Annotated in this window: 17 protein-coding genes and 2 pseudogenes; 6 read left to right on the top strand and 13 right to left on the bottom strand. The window is 60.9% G+C overall.

Annotated features, from left to right (window positions below; genetic code table 11):
• Nucleotides 1–65: 65 nt before the first annotated feature.
• The 9 genes from AC3IX4_RS04815 to AC3IX4_RS04775 all read right to left on the bottom strand — a co-directional run bounded on the left by AC3IX4_RS04815 (nt 66) and on the right by AC3IX4_RS04775 (nt 8,229).
• Complete coding sequence (locus AC3IX4_RS04815) at nt 66–1,001, bottom strand: glutathione S-transferase family protein (protein ID WP_489259480.1); 936 nt, start codon at nt 999–1,001, stop codon at nt 66–68.
• A 34-nt stretch (nt 1,002–1,035) separates the two neighbouring features.
• Nucleotides 1,036–1,326, bottom strand: a complete 291-nt coding sequence (locus tag AC3IX4_RS04810; RefSeq protein WP_489259479.1) for a GIY-YIG nuclease family protein — start codon at nt 1,324–1,326, stop codon at nt 1,036–1,038.
• A gap of 150 nt (nt 1,327–1,476) precedes the next feature.
• Nucleotides 1,477–1,941 (bottom strand): nuclear transport factor 2 family protein, encoded by a 465-nt coding sequence (locus AC3IX4_RS04805; RefSeq protein WP_489259478.1) that lies wholly within the window; start codon nt 1,939–1,941, stop codon nt 1,477–1,479.
• 41 nt (nt 1,942–1,982) lie between these two features.
• The gene (locus AC3IX4_RS04800; protein WP_489259477.1) at nt 1,983–3,281 is read right to left on the bottom strand and encodes a CynX/NimT family MFS transporter; all 1,299 of its coding nucleotides are present in this window, start codon (nt 3,279–3,281) and stop codon (nt 1,983–1,985) included.
• Complete coding sequence (locus tag AC3IX4_RS04795; protein ID WP_489259476.1) at nt 3,271–3,930, bottom strand: FadR/GntR family transcriptional regulator; 660 nt, start codon at nt 3,928–3,930, stop codon at nt 3,271–3,273. Before AC3IX4_RS04795 ends, AC3IX4_RS04800 begins: the two co-directional genes overlap by 11 nt.
• A gap of 146 nt (nt 3,931–4,076) precedes the next feature.
• Nucleotides 4,077–4,841, bottom strand: a complete 765-nt coding sequence (locus tag AC3IX4_RS04790) for an amino acid ABC transporter ATP-binding protein (RefSeq protein WP_489259475.1) — start codon at nt 4,839–4,841, stop codon at nt 4,077–4,079.
• A 10-nt stretch (nt 4,842–4,851) separates the two neighbouring features.
• Nucleotides 4,852–5,946 (bottom strand): amino acid ABC transporter permease, encoded by a 1,095-nt coding sequence (locus AC3IX4_RS04785; RefSeq protein ID WP_489259474.1) that lies wholly within the window; start codon nt 5,944–5,946, stop codon nt 4,852–4,854.
• Nucleotides 5,947–5,956: 10 nt separating this feature from the next.
• A complete protein-coding gene (locus AC3IX4_RS04780; protein ID WP_489259473.1) occupies nt 5,957–7,135 on the bottom strand; it encodes an amino acid ABC transporter permease in 1,179 nt (392 codons plus the stop codon).
• 65 nt (nt 7,136–7,200) lie between these two features.
• Nucleotides 7,201–8,229: an amino acid ABC transporter substrate-binding protein gene (locus AC3IX4_RS04775; RefSeq protein WP_489259472.1), complete on the bottom strand. Its 1,029-nt coding sequence runs from the start codon at nt 8,227–8,229 to the stop codon at nt 7,201–7,203.
• A 337-nt stretch (nt 8,230–8,566) separates the two neighbouring features.
• Between AC3IX4_RS04775 and AC3IX4_RS04770 the strand changes: the two genes are divergently transcribed.
• The 3 genes from AC3IX4_RS04770 to AC3IX4_RS04760 all read left to right on the top strand — a co-directional run bounded on the left by AC3IX4_RS04770 (nt 8,567) and on the right by AC3IX4_RS04760 (nt 11,552).
• Nucleotides 8,567–9,223, top strand: coding sequence for an alpha/beta hydrolase (locus AC3IX4_RS04770; protein ID WP_489261211.1), 657 nt, complete (start codon nt 8,567–8,569; stop codon nt 9,221–9,223).
• A 102-nt stretch (nt 9,224–9,325) separates the two neighbouring features.
• A complete protein-coding gene (rhlB, locus tag AC3IX4_RS04765; protein WP_489259471.1) occupies nt 9,326–10,762 on the top strand; it encodes an ATP-dependent RNA helicase RhlB in 1,437 nt (478 codons plus the stop codon).
• A gap of 178 nt (nt 10,763–10,940) precedes the next feature.
• Nucleotides 10,941–11,552, top strand: a complete 612-nt coding sequence (locus AC3IX4_RS04760) for a flavin reductase family protein (RefSeq protein WP_489259470.1) — start codon at nt 10,941–10,943, stop codon at nt 11,550–11,552.
• Nucleotides 11,553–11,561: 9 nt separating this feature from the next.
• Here AC3IX4_RS04760 and AC3IX4_RS04755 read toward each other — a convergent pair whose 3' ends face one another.
• Both AC3IX4_RS04755 and AC3IX4_RS04750 read right to left on the bottom strand, forming a co-directional pair.
• The gene (locus AC3IX4_RS04755; protein WP_489259469.1) at nt 11,562–11,792 is read right to left on the bottom strand and encodes a hypothetical protein; all 231 of its coding nucleotides are present in this window, start codon (nt 11,790–11,792) and stop codon (nt 11,562–11,564) included.
• A gap of 5 nt (nt 11,793–11,797) precedes the next feature.
• Nucleotides 11,798–12,133, bottom strand: coding sequence for a putative quinol monooxygenase (locus AC3IX4_RS04750; RefSeq protein WP_489259468.1), 336 nt, complete (start codon nt 12,131–12,133; stop codon nt 11,798–11,800).
• Between the two features lie 362 nt (nt 12,134–12,495).
• On the opposite strand from AC3IX4_RS04750, the pseudogene AC3IX4_RS04745 reads away from it, so the two are divergent.
• A pseudogene (locus AC3IX4_RS04745) lies at nt 12,496–12,897 on the top strand (helix-turn-helix domain-containing protein); the annotation flags it as partial.
• Nucleotides 12,898–12,902: 5 nt separating this feature from the next.
• Here AC3IX4_RS04745 and AC3IX4_RS04740 read toward each other — a convergent pair.
• Both AC3IX4_RS04740 and AC3IX4_RS04735 read right to left on the bottom strand, forming a co-directional pair.
• Entirely contained in the window at nt 12,903–14,342 is a 1,440-nt protein-coding gene (locus AC3IX4_RS04740; protein ID WP_489261210.1) for an aldehyde dehydrogenase family protein, read from the bottom strand.
• Nucleotides 14,339–15,979 (bottom strand): 5-guanidino-2-oxopentanoate decarboxylase, encoded by a 1,641-nt coding sequence (locus tag AC3IX4_RS04735; protein ID WP_489259467.1) that lies wholly within the window; start codon nt 15,977–15,979, stop codon nt 14,339–14,341. The genes AC3IX4_RS04740 and AC3IX4_RS04735 overlap by 4 nt, the downstream gene beginning before the upstream one ends.
• Before the next feature lie 122 nt (nt 15,980–16,101).
• On the opposite strand from AC3IX4_RS04735, the gene AC3IX4_RS04730 reads away from it, so the two are divergent.
• Both AC3IX4_RS04730 and AC3IX4_RS04725 read left to right on the top strand, forming a co-directional pair.
• Nucleotides 16,102–16,983 carry a LysR substrate-binding domain-containing protein gene (locus AC3IX4_RS04730; RefSeq protein WP_489259466.1) on the top strand — a complete coding sequence of 294 codons (882 nt, stop codon included), beginning with the start codon at nt 16,102–16,104 and terminating at the stop codon, nt 16,981–16,983.
• Nucleotides 16,984–17,016: 33 nt separating this feature from the next.
• Nucleotides 17,017–17,136: pseudogene (locus AC3IX4_RS04725) on the top strand (LysR family transcriptional regulator); the annotation flags it as partial.
• Between the last annotated feature and the right edge of the window lie 100 nt (nt 17,137–17,236).

Raw genomic sequence — 17,236 nt, 5'->3', positions numbered from 1 at the left:
TGGCATCACCGCCGTGTCCGGATAAACCACGGTGGTCCGGCATTGGGTTTTCCGGATTGTGTCGTTCAGCGGGCTTCGATCCTGAAGCCGAACCGTGGGAAATGGACGTGTACCACGCCTGCCCGCGGGTCTTCCCGGCGCACAATCAGCTCCTCGACGCCTGCGAATACCAATTCGCCTTCCACGCTATCCACACCATAGTCCGTTGCCGCAATCGCAACCCGATCACCGGGTTTGAAACCATTGGGCTCGGTGAACATTTCTTCCGGCAGCTCTGCAGGCGTAGCGTCATGAGCAATCGCCAGTGCATCTTCGGCGCTCAGCTCGCTGTAGGCGCCGTGACCAAATCCGAGTACTCGTCCGAGCCAGGCATGCACCGCAGGGTATGCGTCCACCCACGGCGCGGTCACCGGCGTAGCCTTGAGAAACCACAATGGGTGGGCCATGGAAAAATCGGCAATCGACGGCTCGCCGAACAGGTAGTCGCCCTCCTCGCGCTGCAACTGCTGCTCCAGCCGAGCCATTATGGTGGGCCACTGGTGTTTGGCCTGCTCGACTGACAAGCGCTGAGTGCTGCCGCCGCTGAACAACGCCTTGCGATCCTCAACGAACGCCTTGACCGCTTCAGGGGCCAGGCGAGCAAACCGAACGGCAACGGATTCAGGTTGGAACACCAGGCTGACTGCATGCTGGAATACCACTGAATCGGCCCAGGCGGCGAAGCTTGCCACGACCATTTCCCGGCCTTCTGGAAAGAGGACTGGCAGAGCCTTGTCCTGTTCCAGGCGCCTTGCAATCAACGCCGTGTCGCAATAGATATCGGCGCCTACTTGCAGCACCGGCGTTTTACGATAACCGCCGGTCAGGGCAGTGAGGTCCGGCTTGGGCATCACCGGAGCTATCAGGACAGAACGCCACGACTGGCCCTTGAAGCCCATCAGCAACCGGGCTTTTTCCGCAAAGGGTGAGGTCGGGTAATGATGCAGGATCAGCTCGCTCATCGGGACATCCGTTTGGCTGGGGGAAGGGTTTAGCTTACCCGCCAAGCGTTATCGGGCCTACCCATGACTCGACCAGTTTTTCCTTGGCGCTCTTCCTCAGCTGCTTGATCAAGCGTTCATGGCGCAGGGCCTCGGCCTTGCTTGGCCAAGGTTCCACATACACCAGTGCGACCGCAGGGCTGGTACTGAAAAAGCGCGCCCCCTTGCCGCTTTGATGCGAGGCGAAACGGCGTTGGGGATTGTCGCTGATGCCGCAGTAGAGCGAACCGTTGGCGGCACGCACCAGATAGACGAACCAGGGCTTGGGGGAGATTGAATCGTTCACTGGCAGGTCTGGTAACAGGTTGGAAAGACGCGCAATGCTAACACGCAGGGTACGGCGTTTACTCGGGGTAGGAGCCGGCTTTAGCCGCGATGAACGCACCGCGGTGCATCAGGCTAACCGCGGTGCGTTCATCGCAGCCAAGGCTGGCTCCTACCCCTGGAAGCTATGTAGGCCTTTTAGTGCCTGCTGGCGAACCTTATCTCGCACCAGTGGCGTCCAACCCAACAGCAGGCCCTTGGCACCCAGCGCCTGACGAGCCCAGCGCCACAGGTCGAAGCTGTCGTGATGCTCACAGATCTTGCCGTCGCGAAACACAAAGCGAGCCTGGATATCATTGACCACTGTGCGACCCGTCTGGCTGAACAGGTAGGTGGCCACCCAGTGGGCGCCACCGCTGCGTTCATCGGCACGGACATTATCGAAAGTCAGGGAGAAATCCTTGGCGCGGGTGGTGAGCATGCGCCACATGTCCCCTGCGTCCTTGCCGCGCAATGTGCCGAAGACCGGGTCGCTGAAGACCACATCGTCGCTGTAGCAGGCCGCCATGGCCTCGCCATCGAGGCGCTGGAAGGCTTGATAGAAGCGGGTAATCAGGGCGCTGTTGGCTTCGCTCATGAACGTCATCCGTGCAGGAAGTAATGTCCTGCACGATAGTCTCACACCCGCTCGCTGACCACCTGCACATGCCGTGCACGGCCAGCGCCCAGGCCGGCAATGATGGCCCCCAGCCCAACGATGGCAAAGATCCAGCCGATGGCGCTCCAACCGCCGGTCATGTCATGCACCAATCCGACCGCAAAGGGCCCCATGGACGCCAAGGTGTAGCCCACCCCCTGGGCCATGCTCGACAGGTTTGCCGCCACATGGGCATCAGGTGAGCGCAGCACAATCAAGGTCAAGGCCAGGGCGAAGGTCGCACCCTGCCCCAGCCCCAGAACTATCGCCCAGCCCCACAGGCCATCGAGCGGTGCATACAGGCAGCCAAACAGGCCGGCCAACGTGAGCAGCATGACAATCACGATAGCCAGGCACTGGTCCTTGCCACGGGTGGCCAGCCAGGGTGCCGTGAGCGAGCTGACCAATTGGACAATCACCGAGCCAGACAGCACCAGGCCCGCCTGGGTGGGGGTCAGGCCGCGGCCGATCAGGATCGAAGGCAACCAGCCAAATACGATATAGGCCAACGACGACTGCAACCCCATGTACAAGGTCACTTGCCAGGCAAGGGGGTCGCGCATAAGGCCACGGACCCGATACGCCACCTGATGAGCGCCAAGGCCCCGCTTGGCCTGTGGCAGCCAGAACACTGCCGCGATCAAGGCCGGGATCAACCAGAAACCCAACCCCAGTTGCCAGGTGTCCGAAAGCTTATGGCTCAAGGGTACGGTGGCACCCGCCGCCAGGGCGGCGCCCAAGCACAGGGCCATGGTGTAGACCCCGGTCATGGTCCCGGCCTGCTTGGCAAAGTCTCGCTTGACGATGCCCGGCAGCAATACGCCAATCACGCCAATACTGGCGCCGGCCAGAATGCTGCCAGCAAACACACCGAAACTGCCCAGCGTACTGCGCAGGGCAATACCTGCTGCCAATGTCAGCAGAATCAGTAATACCACCCGCTCGCTGCCCAAGCGCCGCGCCAGTAGCGGCGCCAGTGGCGCAAACAGGCCCAGGCAAAGCACCGGCAACGTGGTCAGCCAGCCTGCCTGGGAAGCGCTCAAGTGAAGGCTTTCGCTGACCTGGCTCAGCAAGGGCGCCATGCTCGACAGCGCCGGGCGCAGGTTCAGTGCCACCAACACCAGGCCCAGCAACAACAACCAGGGCCGGTTCAGCTGCACGGGCTGTCGTTGCACTTGCTCATCATCAGCCTCGCAGTCAATCAACAGCTCTTCGAGGGCTGGCGCAGGCTGGGCCTGTTTCAGGTGATCAGTCATGGATGTCTCGGTATCAGGGTTCATTGATGAGCATGCGACTGAGCGCCTTGGCGCGCTCGGCGTCGCCTTGCTCGACGGCGTCGAGGATGTCCACATGCAGGTCGAAAACCCGCTGTTGGCGAGGGCCCTGGCTCATGCTGTGGCAAATGGCACCAGCCACGACATTGGAGAAATAGCGGTACAGCTCACTTAACGCCGGGTTGTGCGCGGCATCGATCAGGCGACGGTGAAACACCATGTCGCACGCGATGTAGCAATCCAGGTCGGCATGGAAGTGACTGCGGGATTCTTCCAGCGCCTCGCGCAGATCTTGCAGATCTTTTTCGGTACGCCGCAAGGCCGCCAGGCCGATGGCCTCGGCTTCGATCAGGTGTCGGGTCTCGCGGGCCTGCTCCAGGGTGCAACGCGACAATGCCTTGAGCGTGTCGAGCGGATCGACACAGCCACGCAGGTAACTGCCATCGCCCTGGCGCACTTCGATCAGGCCAGTGAACGCCAACACGCGCATGGCTTCACGCACAGTGTTGCGGCTGATGCCAAGTTCGGCGGCAAGTTCTGGTTCGGTCGGCAGCTTCTGGCCTACGACCCAGGTGCCGCTGGCGATGCGTTGGCGCAGTTGATCAAGGGCTTGATCGACCAGCGAGCGTTTGATGAGCAGGGGAGCGTCGGGCATAACATCCAATCATCGGACGAATTTGGATGTACGAGACTAAAGAGAATTCCGGGATTTGGCAAATCCCCGTAGGAGCAGACTTTAGTCGCGATGGCATCGCCGCGATCCAAGATAAACCGCGGTAAGGCCATCGCGACCAACAGGGTTTAATGCAAGATCTGGCTCAAGAACAGCTTGGTCCGCTCATTCTGCGGATTGTCGAAGAAGTCGTACGGTGCGGCCTGCTCGACGATCTCGCCCTTGTCCATGAAGATCACCCGATTGGCCACGGTGCGGGCAAAGCCCATCTCGTGGGTCACGCAGAGCATGGTCATGCCGTCTTCGGCCAGGCCGATCATGGTATCCAGCACCTCCTTGACCATCTCCGGGTCGAGGGCCGAAGTCGGTTCGTCGAACAGCATGATCTTGGGCTTCATGCACAGCGCACGGGCAATTGCCACCCGCTGCTGCTGGCCACCGGACAATTGCCCCGGAAACTTGTGCGCCTGCTCGGGGATACGCACCCGCTCCAGGTAGTGCATGGCGATTTCCTCGGCCTTGCGCTTGGGCATCTTGCGCACCCACATCGGCGCCAGCGTGCAGTTCTGCAGGATGGTCAGGTGCGGGAACAGGTTGAAGTGCTGGAACACCATGCCAACTTCACGACGGATGGCTTCGATCTGCTTGAGGTCGTTGGTCAGCTCCACGCCATCGACCACGATCCGCCCCTGCTGGTGTTCTTCCAGGCGGTTGAGGCAGCGGATGGTGGTCGACTTACCCGAGCCCGACGGCCCGCACAAGACGATGCGCTCGCCCTGGCGCACATTGAGGTTGATGTCCTTGAGTACGTGGAACTGGCCGTACCACTTGTTCACGCCCTGCATCTGGATAATGCCTTCAGGGCCCACAGGCTGTTTGATCGCTTCACTCATGAGAACACTCCTAACGCTTGTGGCCTGTGTCCAGCTTGCGCTCCAGATGCATGGAGTAGCGGGACATACCGAAACAGAAAATCCAGAACACCAGGGCCGCGAACACGTAGCCCTCGGTCGCCATGCCGAGCCAGGCGGGGTCGGCTGCCGCCTGCTTGACGCTGTTGAGCAGGTCGAACAGGCCGATGATGATCACAAGGCTCGTGTCCTTGAACAGGGCAATGAAGGTGTTGACGATGCCTGGAATCACCAGCTTCAAGGCCTGCGGCAGGATCACCAGGCCCATGCTGCGCCAGTAGCCCAGGCCCATGGCCGCGGCCGCTTCATACTGGCCCTTGGGAATGGCCTGCATGCCGCCACGCACCACCTCGGCCACATAAGCCGACTGGAACAGAATCACCCCAATCATCGCCCGCAACAGCTTGTCGAAGCTCATGCCCTCGGGCAGGAACAGCGGCAGCATCACCGAGGACATGAACAGCACGGTGATCAACGGCACCCCGCGCCAGAACTCGATGAAAGTCACGCACACCACCCGCACCGCCGGCATATCCGAGCGACGCCCCAGCGCCAGCAGAATGCCAAGCGGCAAGGCACCGGCGATACCGACGGTGGCGATCACCAGGGTCAGCATCAGCCCGCCCCACCGGCTGGTCGGCACCTGTGGCAAGCCCAGGCCGCCGTGCAGCAGCAGGTAAGCGATGACTGGGTAGAGCACCAGAAAGCCCAGGCCGTAGACCAGCTTGTGCGAGAAGCGTGAGATAAACAGCGGCGCGGCACCGATGACCGCCAGCCATACGGTCAGGTCAACCCGCCAGCGCCATTCGCTGGGGTAGTAGCCGTACATGAACTGGCCGAATCGCTGTTGGATAAAGACCCAGCAGGCGCCCTCCTTCGTGCAGTCGGCGCGGGTGGTGCCGACCCAGTTGGCGTCAAAGATCGACCATTGCAGCAAGGGCGGCACGATCAGCCAGACCAGGTACACGGCAAACAGGGTCAGCAGGGTGTTGAGCGGGCTTGAGAACAGGTTGCTGCGCATCCAGGCCAGCACCCCCACGGCCTTGACCGGTGGTGGCATATCGGGTTTGAAAACATGGGAAGTCATGCGCAAATCCTCACCGTTCGATCAGCGCAATGCGCTTGTTGTACCAGTTCATCAGCAACGAAATGCTGATGCTGATCGCAAGGTAAACGCTCATGGTGATAGCGATCACCTCGATGGCCTGGCCGGTCTGGTTCAGCACGGTGCCTGCAAACAGCGAAACCATTTCCGGGTAACCGATACCGGCGGCCAGGGAGGAGTTTTTCGCCAGGTTCAGGTACTGGCTGGTCAACGGCGGAATGATCACTCGCAGTGCCTGCGGGATGATGACCTTGCGCAGCGTCGGCCCTTCGCGCAGGCCCAGCGAACGGGCGGCCTCGGTCTGGCCATAGCTGACCGAACGGATACCGGAACGCACGATCTCAGCGATAAAGGCAGCGGTGTAGATCGTCAGCGCGAGGGTCAAGGCCAGCAGTTCCGGGATCAGCACCCAACCACCGACAAAGTTGAAACCCTTGAGTTCGGGCGATTCCCACTGCACTGGGCTGCCCACGGCCAGTACGCTCAGGCCGGGAATCACCAGCAGCAACCCGATGGCCGCATAGACCTTATGAAACGGCTGCCCGGTTTCTTCGAAGCGTTTGGTGGCCCAGCGGGCCATCAGCACGACTGCGACAATTGCCACCAGCACGGCCGCCACGAACGGCCAGAACCCTTCGGCCATGGACGCTCCGGGCATGTTCAGGCCCCGGTTACTGATGAAAAACATATCGCCAAAATTGATGCTGCCTCGCGGCCCCGGCAAGGTCAGGAACACGGCGAAGTACCAGAACAGGATCTGCAGCAGCGGCGGGATATTACGGAAGGTCTCGACATAGACGGTCGCCAGCTTGTTGATCATCCAGTTGGGCGACAAGCGTGCAACGCCGACGATAAAACCCAGCAAGGTCGCCAGAATGATGCCAATAACGGTCACCAGCAGCGTGTTGAGCAAGCCTATGACAAAGACGCGTGCGTAGCTGTCGGACTCGGTATAGGAAATCAGGTGTTGAGCGATACCGAAGCCGGCGCTGCGCTCAAGAAAGTCGAAACCGGAGGTGATGCCTCGGTGTTGCAGGTTGGTCTGGGTGTTGTGGAACAAGTACCAGCCCAGCGAGACCACCACAACAATGGTAATGATCTGGAATAGCCAGGCACGCACCCGTGGGTCGCTCAGAGACAAGCCCTTGGGTGCTCCGATTTTATTTTGCATGAAGTGCCCCGAAGAAAAGGAACGAGACAGCCTGCGCAAGCGAATGCCTGCGCAGGCCGAACCCATCAACGCACAGGCGGTGCGTACTGGATGCCGCCGTTGTTCCACAGGGCGTTCAGGCCACGGTCGATTTCCAGCGGAGTGCTCTTGCCGAGGTTTTTCTCGAACACTTCACCGTAGTTGCCGACTTGCTTGACGATCTGTACAGCCCAATCCTTGGGCAGCTTCAAGTCCTTGCCGTATTCGCCGTCGGTACCTAGCAGACGAGCAACGTCCGGGTTCTTGGTGGACTTGGCTTCGGCTTCGACGTTTTTCGAGGTCACGCCCATTTCTTCGGCGTTGAGCATGGCGTACAGGGTCCACTTGACGATGGCGAACCACTCTTCGTCGCCCTTGCGCACGACCGGGCCCAAGGGCTCCTTGGAAATGGTTTCCGGCAAGACCACGTAGTCCGTCGGGGTGCCCAATTTGGAACGCTGTGCATAGAGCTGCGATTTGTCGGAGGTCAGGACGTCGCAACGACCCGCTTCCAGCGACTTGGCGCTTTCATCGGAAGTGTCGAAGGTGATCGGGGTGTACTTCAGGCCATTGCCACGGAAGTAATCGGAAACGTTCAGTTCGGTGGTGGTGCCGGCCTGGATACAGATAGTGGCGCCGTCCAACTCTTTGGCGCTCTTGACGCCCAGCTTGTTGTTGACCAGGAACCCGATGCCGTCATAGTAGGTGACGCCGGCGAACACCAGGCCCATGCCCGAGTCGCGGGAGCTGGTCCAGGTGGTGTTGCGCGACAGCACGTCGACTTCACCCGACTGCAGCGCGGTGAAACGCTCCTTGGCGTTCAACTGGCTGAATTTGACCTTGCTGGCATCGCCGAACACCGCCGCGGCGACGGCGCGACATACATCGGCGTCAATCCCCAGGATAGTGCCCTTGGCGTCCGGCACCGAGAAGCCCGGCAAACCATCACTGACGCCACATTGAACGAAACCCTTCTTCTGAACTGCATCGAGGGTGGCACCTGCCTGCGCAAAACCACTGAGGCCCAGTGCTGCTGCAGCAGTCACGACTGCCAGGGTGGATTTCAACATCTTCATCAACAACCTCCAATTTGCTCTTGTTGTGTTCGAGCCTGTTGCACCGCACCCTTATGAGGCGCATCGGACCCGTGTTGGCTTGGTTTTGGGTCAATTGGCGCAATATCGTTGTTTGGTCTCAGCCTAGCTGGCTGATAGTGTTACCGTCGAAAACGACGATTGGCACTTGACCTGTTCCATAGCAAAGCGCGTACCACTCCCCAGCGCTTAAGCGTTTCAGTGCACGTCAAGCGTAAAACTTGTAGCCTTGCGACATCTTCTGTCTGGAATGACCCTGTGCGCTCAAGCGCGATGCACCGTCGCTGCGCGCATGCACTAATTTGGAGCCCGCATGAATATCTCGGAACCGCTGGTTATTGATCCTCAAAATGAAGTCGATGCGTGTGTGATCTGGCTGCATGGCCTGGGTGCCGACCGCTATGACTTCATGCCCGTGGCTGAAATCCTGCAACGGGAAATGCTGACCACTCGCTTCCTGTTTCCCCAGGCACCGACCCGCCCGGTCACGGTCAACGGCGGCTATGAAATGTCGAGCTGGTACGACATCAAGGCCATGACCCCGGCGCGCGCGATTGACGAGAGCCAGCTGGAAGCCTCGGCGCAGAGCGTTATCGAGCTGATCGAAAGCCAGCGCCAAAAAGGCATCGACCCTAATCGCATCTTCCTGGCGGGCTTCTCCCAGGGCGGTGCGGTCGTCCTGCATGCGGCGTTCTTGCGCTGGCAGGGACCTTTGGGTGGCGTCCTGGCGCTGTCGACCTACGCCCCCACCTTCCATGACAAGGTGCAACTGTCGGCCAGCCAGCAGCGCATTCCAGTGCTGTGTATGCACGGCGAGTACGACGACGTTGTGCAACCCGCCATGGGCCTCGCCGCGTATGAGCACCTCAAGCAATGGGGCGTCACCGTGACATGGCAGGAATACCCAATGGGCCACGAAGTGTTACCCGAAGAAATCGACGATATCGGCGTATGGCTGAGCGAGCGCTTGCGCTAAGTACGAAACTTCCTGTAGCCGCAACAGCAATCCACTACGCCGAGCCCGCTTCTTGCTTTACACTGCCCGGCGTACATTCCTTAACCAATTGATGAGATAACCGTGCTCAAAGCACTCAAGAAAATGTTCGGAAAAAGCGAGGCTGAGCAGCTCGCGCCCGACACGGCACCGATCACCACGCCGGCGCCTGCTGCCCGCGAGCCGCAGTCGGCCAACACTGCTCCCCATTCGGCCAGCCCAGCTGTGGCGCAGGCCGCGCCACACATCGAGCCTGTCACTGAACGCCCACGTCGCGAACGCAAGCCAAAACCGGCTGCCTCGACCTGGAAACTCGAAGATTTCGCTGTCGAACCACAAGAAGGCAAGACCCGCTTCCACGACTTCAAGCTGTCGCCAGAAGTGATGCATGCCATCCACGACCTGGGTTTCCCCTATTGCACGCCGATCCAGGCCGAGGTGCTGGGGTTCACCCTGAGCGGCAAAGACGCCATTGGTCGCGCCCAGACCGGCACCGGCAAAACCGCTGCCTTTCTGATCTCGATCATTTCCCAGTTGCAACAGACGCCACCGCCCAAGGAACGCTACATGGGCGAACCGCGTGCGCTGATCATCGCGCCTACCCGTGAACTGGTGGTGCAGATCGCCAAGGACGCTGCGGCCCTGACCAAATACACCGGCCTGAACGTGATGACCTTCGTCGGCGGCATGGACTTCGACAAGCAACTCAAGGCCCTCGAAGCCCGCCACTGTGACATCCTGGTCGCCACGCCCGGCCGTCTGCTGGACTTCAACCAGCGCGGTGAAGCGCACCTGGACATGGTCGAAGTGCTGGTGCTGGATGAAGCCGACCGCATGCTCGACATGGGTTTTATTCCGCAAGTTCGGCAGATCATCCGCCAGACCCCGCCCAAAACCGAGCGCCAGACCCTGCTGTTTTCCGCGACCTTCACTGAAGATGTGATGAACCTGGCCAAGCAGTGGACCACGGAGCCGTCCATCGTCGAGATCGAGCCGGAGAACGTCGCCAGTGAGACCGTAGAGCAGCACGTCTACGCCGTGGCTGGCAGCGACAAGTACAAGCTGCTGTACAACCTGGTCACCGAAAACAAGTGGGAACGGGTCATCGTCTTCGCCAACCGCAAGGACGAAGTGCGCCGCATCGAAGAGCGCCTGGTGCGTGACGGCGTCAACGCCGCCCAGTTGTCCGGCGATGTACCGCAGCACAAGCGCATCAAGACCCTGGAGAGCTTCCGCGAAGGCCGCATCACCGTATTGGTGGCGACCGATGTGGCCGGCCGCGGCATTCACATCGACGGCATCAGCCACGTGATCAACTTCACCCTGCCTGAAGACCCGGACGACTACGTGCACCGCATCGGCCGTACGGGCCGTGCGGGCATGAGCGGTGTTTCGATCAGCTTCGCGGGTGAAGACGACTCCTACCAGTTGCCCGGGATTGAAGCGTTGCTGGGGCGCAAGATCAAGTGTGAAACGCCACCAACCGAGCTGCTCAAGGCTCCGCCGCGCAAGCATCATTAATCGCATCATTCGCGTGTCGGCGGTTCAGCGCTCCGATATACCGGAGTGCCGGACCATCGCGGTGTCTTCATCGCAGGTAAACCTGGCTCCTACATCCGACTGTGGTAGGAGCCAGGTTTACCTGCGATGAAGACACCGCGGTTTACCGACGTACGGGCGCGACACCAAGGGATCTGACATGTCCGACGACAAGTATTTCTACGAACCGGCACAAGGCCACGGCCTGCCCCACGACCCGTTCAATGCCATCGTCGGCCCCCGCCCGATTGGCTGGATTTCCTCGCACAACCGCGAAGGGCAACTGAACCTTGCCCCTTACAGTTTCTTCAATGCCTTCAACTACATTCCCCCGATCATTGGTTTTTCCAGTGTCGGGCGCAAAGACAGCCTGAACAACATCGAGCAAACCGGCGAGTTCGTCTGGAACCTGGCGACCTTCCCGCTGGCCGAACAGATGAATCAGTGTTGTGTGCCCGTGCCACCAGAAGTCGATGAGTTCGCCCTGAGCCATTTGACCCCGGTGGCCTCACGCGTGGTATCAGTTCCACGGGTGCAGGAAAGCCCCGTTTCGTTCGAATGCAAGGTAACGCAAGTCATCCAGCTGCAACGCGCCGATGAAGTGCTGGTCCCCAGCTGGCTGATTCTTGGTGAAGTGGTGGCTGTGCATATCGACAAGGCATTGCTCAAGGACGGCATCTATGACACCGCCGCCGCCGACCCGATACTGCGCGGGGGCGGCCCGGCCGATTATTTCCGCCTGGGCGAGCTGTTCAAAATGCGCCGCCCTTAAACGGCCGCTTTACCAGACCAGCTCGCCTTCGCTGTTCACATCCAGCAGTTTTTCCAGTTCAGCGCTGGCCGCTTCGTCAGCGCTCATTGCCGTCTTGAAGCGTTGCCCTTCCAGCACCTTGTGAAAGCGGGGTGCGCCGCCAGCACCCAAGCCCTTGACGGCAATTGCCGCGCTATAACCACCCTCGCCCGGCACTGCGGCCGATACGGCTTCGAAGTGGGCGAACTCTCTACGTGCCATGTTATTTACCCTGCCAATTGTTCAACGGCCGGCATTCTAGCCGAGACCTCGCTGAAGGTGTGCAGGTCCAGGCTGTCGACCATCAAGTGTTGCACCAACTCGCCGAACACTTGCATGGCGGGTGAGGCGAAATAGGCCGTCATGGACGGCTCGTTCGCCCAAAAACCACTGACCATCCATAAATCGGCATCGCACTGGGAACGCTGCAAGGCGAAGTGCAAGCACCCCGGTGCCTGTCGGGATGGCTCGATCATGCTGTGCAAGCGTTCGCCCAAGGCCACGGACGCGCCAGCGCTGGCACGCACCAACGCAAGATGACTAACCGGTGATTGCAGGCTCATGAAGGACTCTCCCCAGGTTGATAGCGACCCCCATCAGGCCACGCTGCCCAGACTACGGGGCAGCCGCCAGCGGCCGGTAGACGATTCCTGTCGATTCATTGCCTGATTCTGCGTAAGTAGGAGCCAGCCTTGCCGGAGTGCCGGACCACTGCGATGGCCACACCTCGGCACCTCAGACAAACCGCGTGCCCATCATCGCGGGCAAGCCCAGCTCCTACCCCAGATCGCGCCACCATCAGGTAGGAGCTGGGCTTGCCCGCGATGAAGAGCACGCGGTTTATCATTTCGGGCAAGGCCGCCACGACAGGATCAGGCAAGAACCTCGCAGAATCCGCCTACCGCCCAGGCTTGCACAATTTCGCCGCGAGATCCTCTACCGCTTGCTGCGCAGTCAACAGGGGCATCGCCTGTACGAGATCGCCCTGGGCAACACCCAGACGCATCGTGTCAGCCAGGCGATCCATTGGCTCAATGGCAATTTCCAGAGCCCATTGCGCATCGATGACCTGGCGCGGCAGGTGAACTTGAGTGTGTCGACCCTTCACCATCGCTTCAAGGCCGTGACCTCGATGAGCCCCCTGCAATACCAGAAGCAGCTGCGCTTGCAGGAGGCTCGACGACTGATGCTCAGCGAAGGGCTGGAAGCCTCTGCGGCGGGCTATCGAGTGGGTTATGAAAGCCCATCGCAATTCAGCCGTGAATACAGCCGCTTGTATGGAGCACCGCCGCTGCGGGACATGGCCCGGTTACGCAGTTTGCCCTAGGGCTATCACACCGCTCGCACCACGTGCTTGATTTCCTGGAAGGCGCTCAAGCCCCATGGGCCCAATTCGCGACCGATGCTGCTCTGTTTGTATCCACCCCAGGCCGTCTGCGGGAAAATCACTTGAGGTGCGTTGATCCAGACCATCCCGGCCTGCAAGGCGTTGGCGACCCGCTCGGTCCGTTCAACATCCGCCCCGACGACTGTGGCGACCAGCCCGAATTCACTGTCGTTGGCCAAGGCAATGGCCTCGGCCTCGCTGGCAGCACGGCGCACGCACAATACCGGGCCAAAGATTTCTTCTCGCCATAAGGCACTGTCCAGCGGCACATCGGCAAATACCGTGGGCTGCAGAAAGTAGCCGCTGGGCAATGCCGCAGGGCGCTGGCCGCCGCACACCAATCGGGCACCGTCGCTCAAGCCACGATCGATATGCCGCAACACTCGCTCGTATTGGGCCTGGTTCACCAGTGCCCCCATTTCGGTGTCTGCCGCAAACGGGTCACCCACTTTGACGGCTTCGGCACGCACCTTCAGGCGCTGCAAAAACTCCTCATACAGGGCAGCGGCAACCACAACCCGGCTGGTGGCTGAACACATCTGCCCGGCATTGAAGAAGCCTCCACCGCTGGCCAGTTCCACGGCCAGGTCCAGGTCGGCGTCCTCGAGCACCAGCAAGGACGACTTGCCGCCCAACTCCAGGCTGACGCCCTTGACCGTTTCTGCCGCCCGCTGCATCACCTGCACGCCAACCGCATTACTGCCAGTAAATGAAATCTTGGCGATGCGCGGGTCTGCTGCCATCGGCGCGCCGACGTCCAGGCCCGTGCCACACACCAGGTTGAACACTCCATTGGGCAAACCGCTCTGGGCGATGATCGCGGCCAGTTCCAGCTCCGCCAACGGCGTGACTTCCGAAGGCTTGAGCACCACACAGCAACCTGCCGCCAGCGCGGGCGCCAGCTTCCAGGCGGTGGTCACCATTGGGAAGTTCCACGGCACGATCAAACCCACCACGCCACATGGTTCGCGGCGAAGACGGGCACTGAAATCTTCGCTGGGCAACTCTACGGTGCTGTCCTGCTGGGCTTGGGCCAACTCTGCGTAATAGTGGAAGGTGGCGATCACATCATCGACGTCGATGCCGGCCTCAAACAGGGGTTTGCCGTTGTTGCTCGATTGCAACTGCATCAGGTGTTCGCGCCCCGCCGCAACACCCGCTGCAATAGCGCGCAAGCACGCGGCGCGCTCGCTGGGCGAGGTCCGGGACCAACCTGCAAAGGCAACCTGCGCAGCCTCCACCGCCTGCCCTACCGCCCCAGCGTCGCCACCGGCCACCTGCGCCAATGCCTGGTCGGTGGCAGGGTTGATCACGGTCAGCAGCGTGTTGCCGTGTTGCCACACGCCGTTGATGTAGAGACCCGGCTGGGTTTGAGAGAAGCTCAGCATGCTTGGAGCCCCTTCATCCAGACATTCTGGTCAATTTCAATCAACGTCGGGCCGCTGCGCTCGCTGGCGGCACGCAGTGCCACGCGCAGCTCCTCTACCCCATCTGCCGCTTGCGCTGCGCACCCCAGCGCCTTGGCCACACCGATAAAATCTGGGGTATGAATATCCACGCCAACCGGCTCGATGGCACGGTTGACCATGTATTTCTTGATCTCTTCATAGCCCTGGTTGTTCCACAGCAGGACGATGACCGGAATTTGCGCCTCAACAGCGCTGGCAAGCTCTGGCAGGGTGAATTGCAAGCCACCGTCGCCAATCAGGCACACCACCGGTGTGCGCGAATCACGCCACGGGCTCAGGCCAAGCCAGGCGCCCATGGCCGCCGGCAAGGCATAACCCAGTGTCCCGTAGCCGGTGGACGCGTTGAACCAGCGCCGCGGATGGTCTGGGTTCAGTGTCAGGTTGCCGGTGTAGACCGGCTGGGTCGAGTCGCCGACCAGCACCGCGTCCGGCAGCTCCTCGAGCACCGTGTTCAAAAACAGCGTCTGACCGCGCATGGCGGCATCCCAGGACGCCTCATTGACCTTGCGCAATGCCGCGGACCTGGCTGGGCCCCAATCGGCCACGCGCTCGGTCAGCGGCAGGGCAACCACCGCCTCAAGCAGGGCCTGGGCGGCGATGTCGGCATCGGCCACCAAAGCCACTTTCGGTGGGTAATTGCGCACGGTCTGATCCGCGTCGATGTCGACGCGCAGCAGCGTGCCCGGAATCCTGAACTGGCCTGCGAAGGTCACGTCGTAGTCGGTTTCGGCAAGCTCGGTGCCGATGGCCAGCACCACATCGGCCTCACTGATCAGCGCTCGGGTGCTGTCCAGGGTTTGCGTCGAACCGATCAGCAAGGGGTGAGCGCCCGGCAACATGCCCTTGGCATTGATGGTCAGCGCCACCGGGGCTTGCAGATGCTCGGCCAGGCGGGTCAGGGCTGCAGCGGCATGGATGGCACCGCCGCCCGCGAGAATCAGCGGTCGCCGGGCTTCGGCGAGCAGAGCCGCCATTTGCGCCACGGCCTGCGGCGCAGCACCGGCGCGCGCAATATGCACCGGCGTACTGTCCAGCAGATGGTCAGCCGGCTGGACCAGGACATCCAACGGGATTTCGATATGAACAGGACGCGGACGAGCCCCCTCGAACACGGCAAAGGCACGCGCCAGCACGCTGGGCAGATCGTCCGCACTCATCAGCGTATGGGAAAACGCCGCCACACCTGCAACCAGGGCACTCTGGTTCGGCAGCTCGTGCAACTTGCCGCGCCCACCACCCAGTTGGGTGCTGGTCTGGACGCTGGAAATCACCAGCATCGGAATCGAATCCGCGTAGGCCTGGCCCATGGCCGTGGTGATGTTGGTCATGCCGGGGCCGGTGATGATAAAGCAGACGCCGGGCTTGCCGCGGGTGCGTGCATAGCCATCCGCCATGAAGCCGGCACCTTGTTCGTGGCGAGGGGTCACGTGCTCAATCGTGAAGCGGGCCAAACCGCGATACAACTCCACGGTATGCACGCCGGGAATGCCAAATACCTGATCGACGCCATAACGTTCGAGCAGTTTTACCAACACTTCGCCACAAGTCGCCATGTTCGGATGCCTGTTTTATCTGGTAATGCTGAAAGAGGCCTCATTGGAACCGGCGCTGACATACCCGCACAATGCAAAAAAAGTCATACTAGCCATGTCCACAGATCATGCCTGGTACTGCCATGAAGCGCCTGCCACCCCTACCCGCCTTGCACACCTTCCTGATCACGGCCCAGTGCTGCAATTTCACCCGGGCCGCACAACAACTGCACATCACCCAGGGCGCCGTGAGCCGACAAATCGCCGGGCTCGAAGACCACCTGGGCTATGCCTTGTTTTTCCGCCAGGCCCGTGGCTTGAGCCTGACCCCGCAAGGGCGCGAGTTGTTCCCACGTATCCAGCAGGTGTTCAGCCTGATCACCGAAGCGGTCGAACAGGTGGGCGCCAGGCGCGAGACGTTGCAGCTCAAGGCCCCTACCTGCGTGATGCGCTGGCTACTGCCACGCCTGATGCAGTGGCAAGCCCAACGCCCGGACGTACCGGTGGAACTGACCACCACGGTCGCCCACGGGGTGGACTTTCGTCGCGAGGCGTTCGATGCCGCCGTGGTGTATGGCCCGCCACCCAATCATGGCCTGACGGCACGACACCTGTTCGATGAGCAGTTAACACCGGTCTGTTCGCCGAAGCTGCTGGAAGGCACGCGGCCGCTGAACGACTTCAGTGACCTAGACAAACACATGCTGCTGCACCCGACCTGCGACGAACAAGACTGGGAAAAGTGGCTGAAGGTGGCGGGGATTACCTTGAACAATATCGGCAAGGGCCAGCATTTCGAAACGCTGGACCTGGCAATGTCGATGGCCTCGCAAGGGACGGGCGTGGCCATTGGCGATTGGGCCTTGATCGCCGAGGATTTGGCCAGTGGGCGACTGGTGATGCCCTTTGAGTTGAAGGTGCCGACGGGGCTTGCGTACTACGTGGTGGTGCCACCGCGCAGTACGCCGTCCGCCGGGCTGCTGGAGTTGATGGACTGGTTGAGCCAACAGGCCAGCGAGCGCTGAGCTCACTCCGGGGCTGGCCATTTGTCGCGATAACTTGCCCTATACGCGGCGTACACCTCTCGTGAAAACAAGCCGGTGAGCTTGCGCAGCATGTTGGACTTCCTGGCTGAACGCTTCGACCCTCAACCCGAATGGGATCGTGGATTGTTCTGACTACTTGCTAAAAATCGTCCTACACTTTAAAAGTACCTTTGCTCTTGCAGGAGGTAAGATCATGATCATAAAAACAAGAAAATGTGCCTTTGTCTTTGCT

It is taken from the genome of Pseudomonas sp. KH_021 (assembly GCF_057838865.1).
Note: the sequence above shows the minus strand (reverse complement) of the source record. Positions and strands in the feature narration are given on the sequence as shown.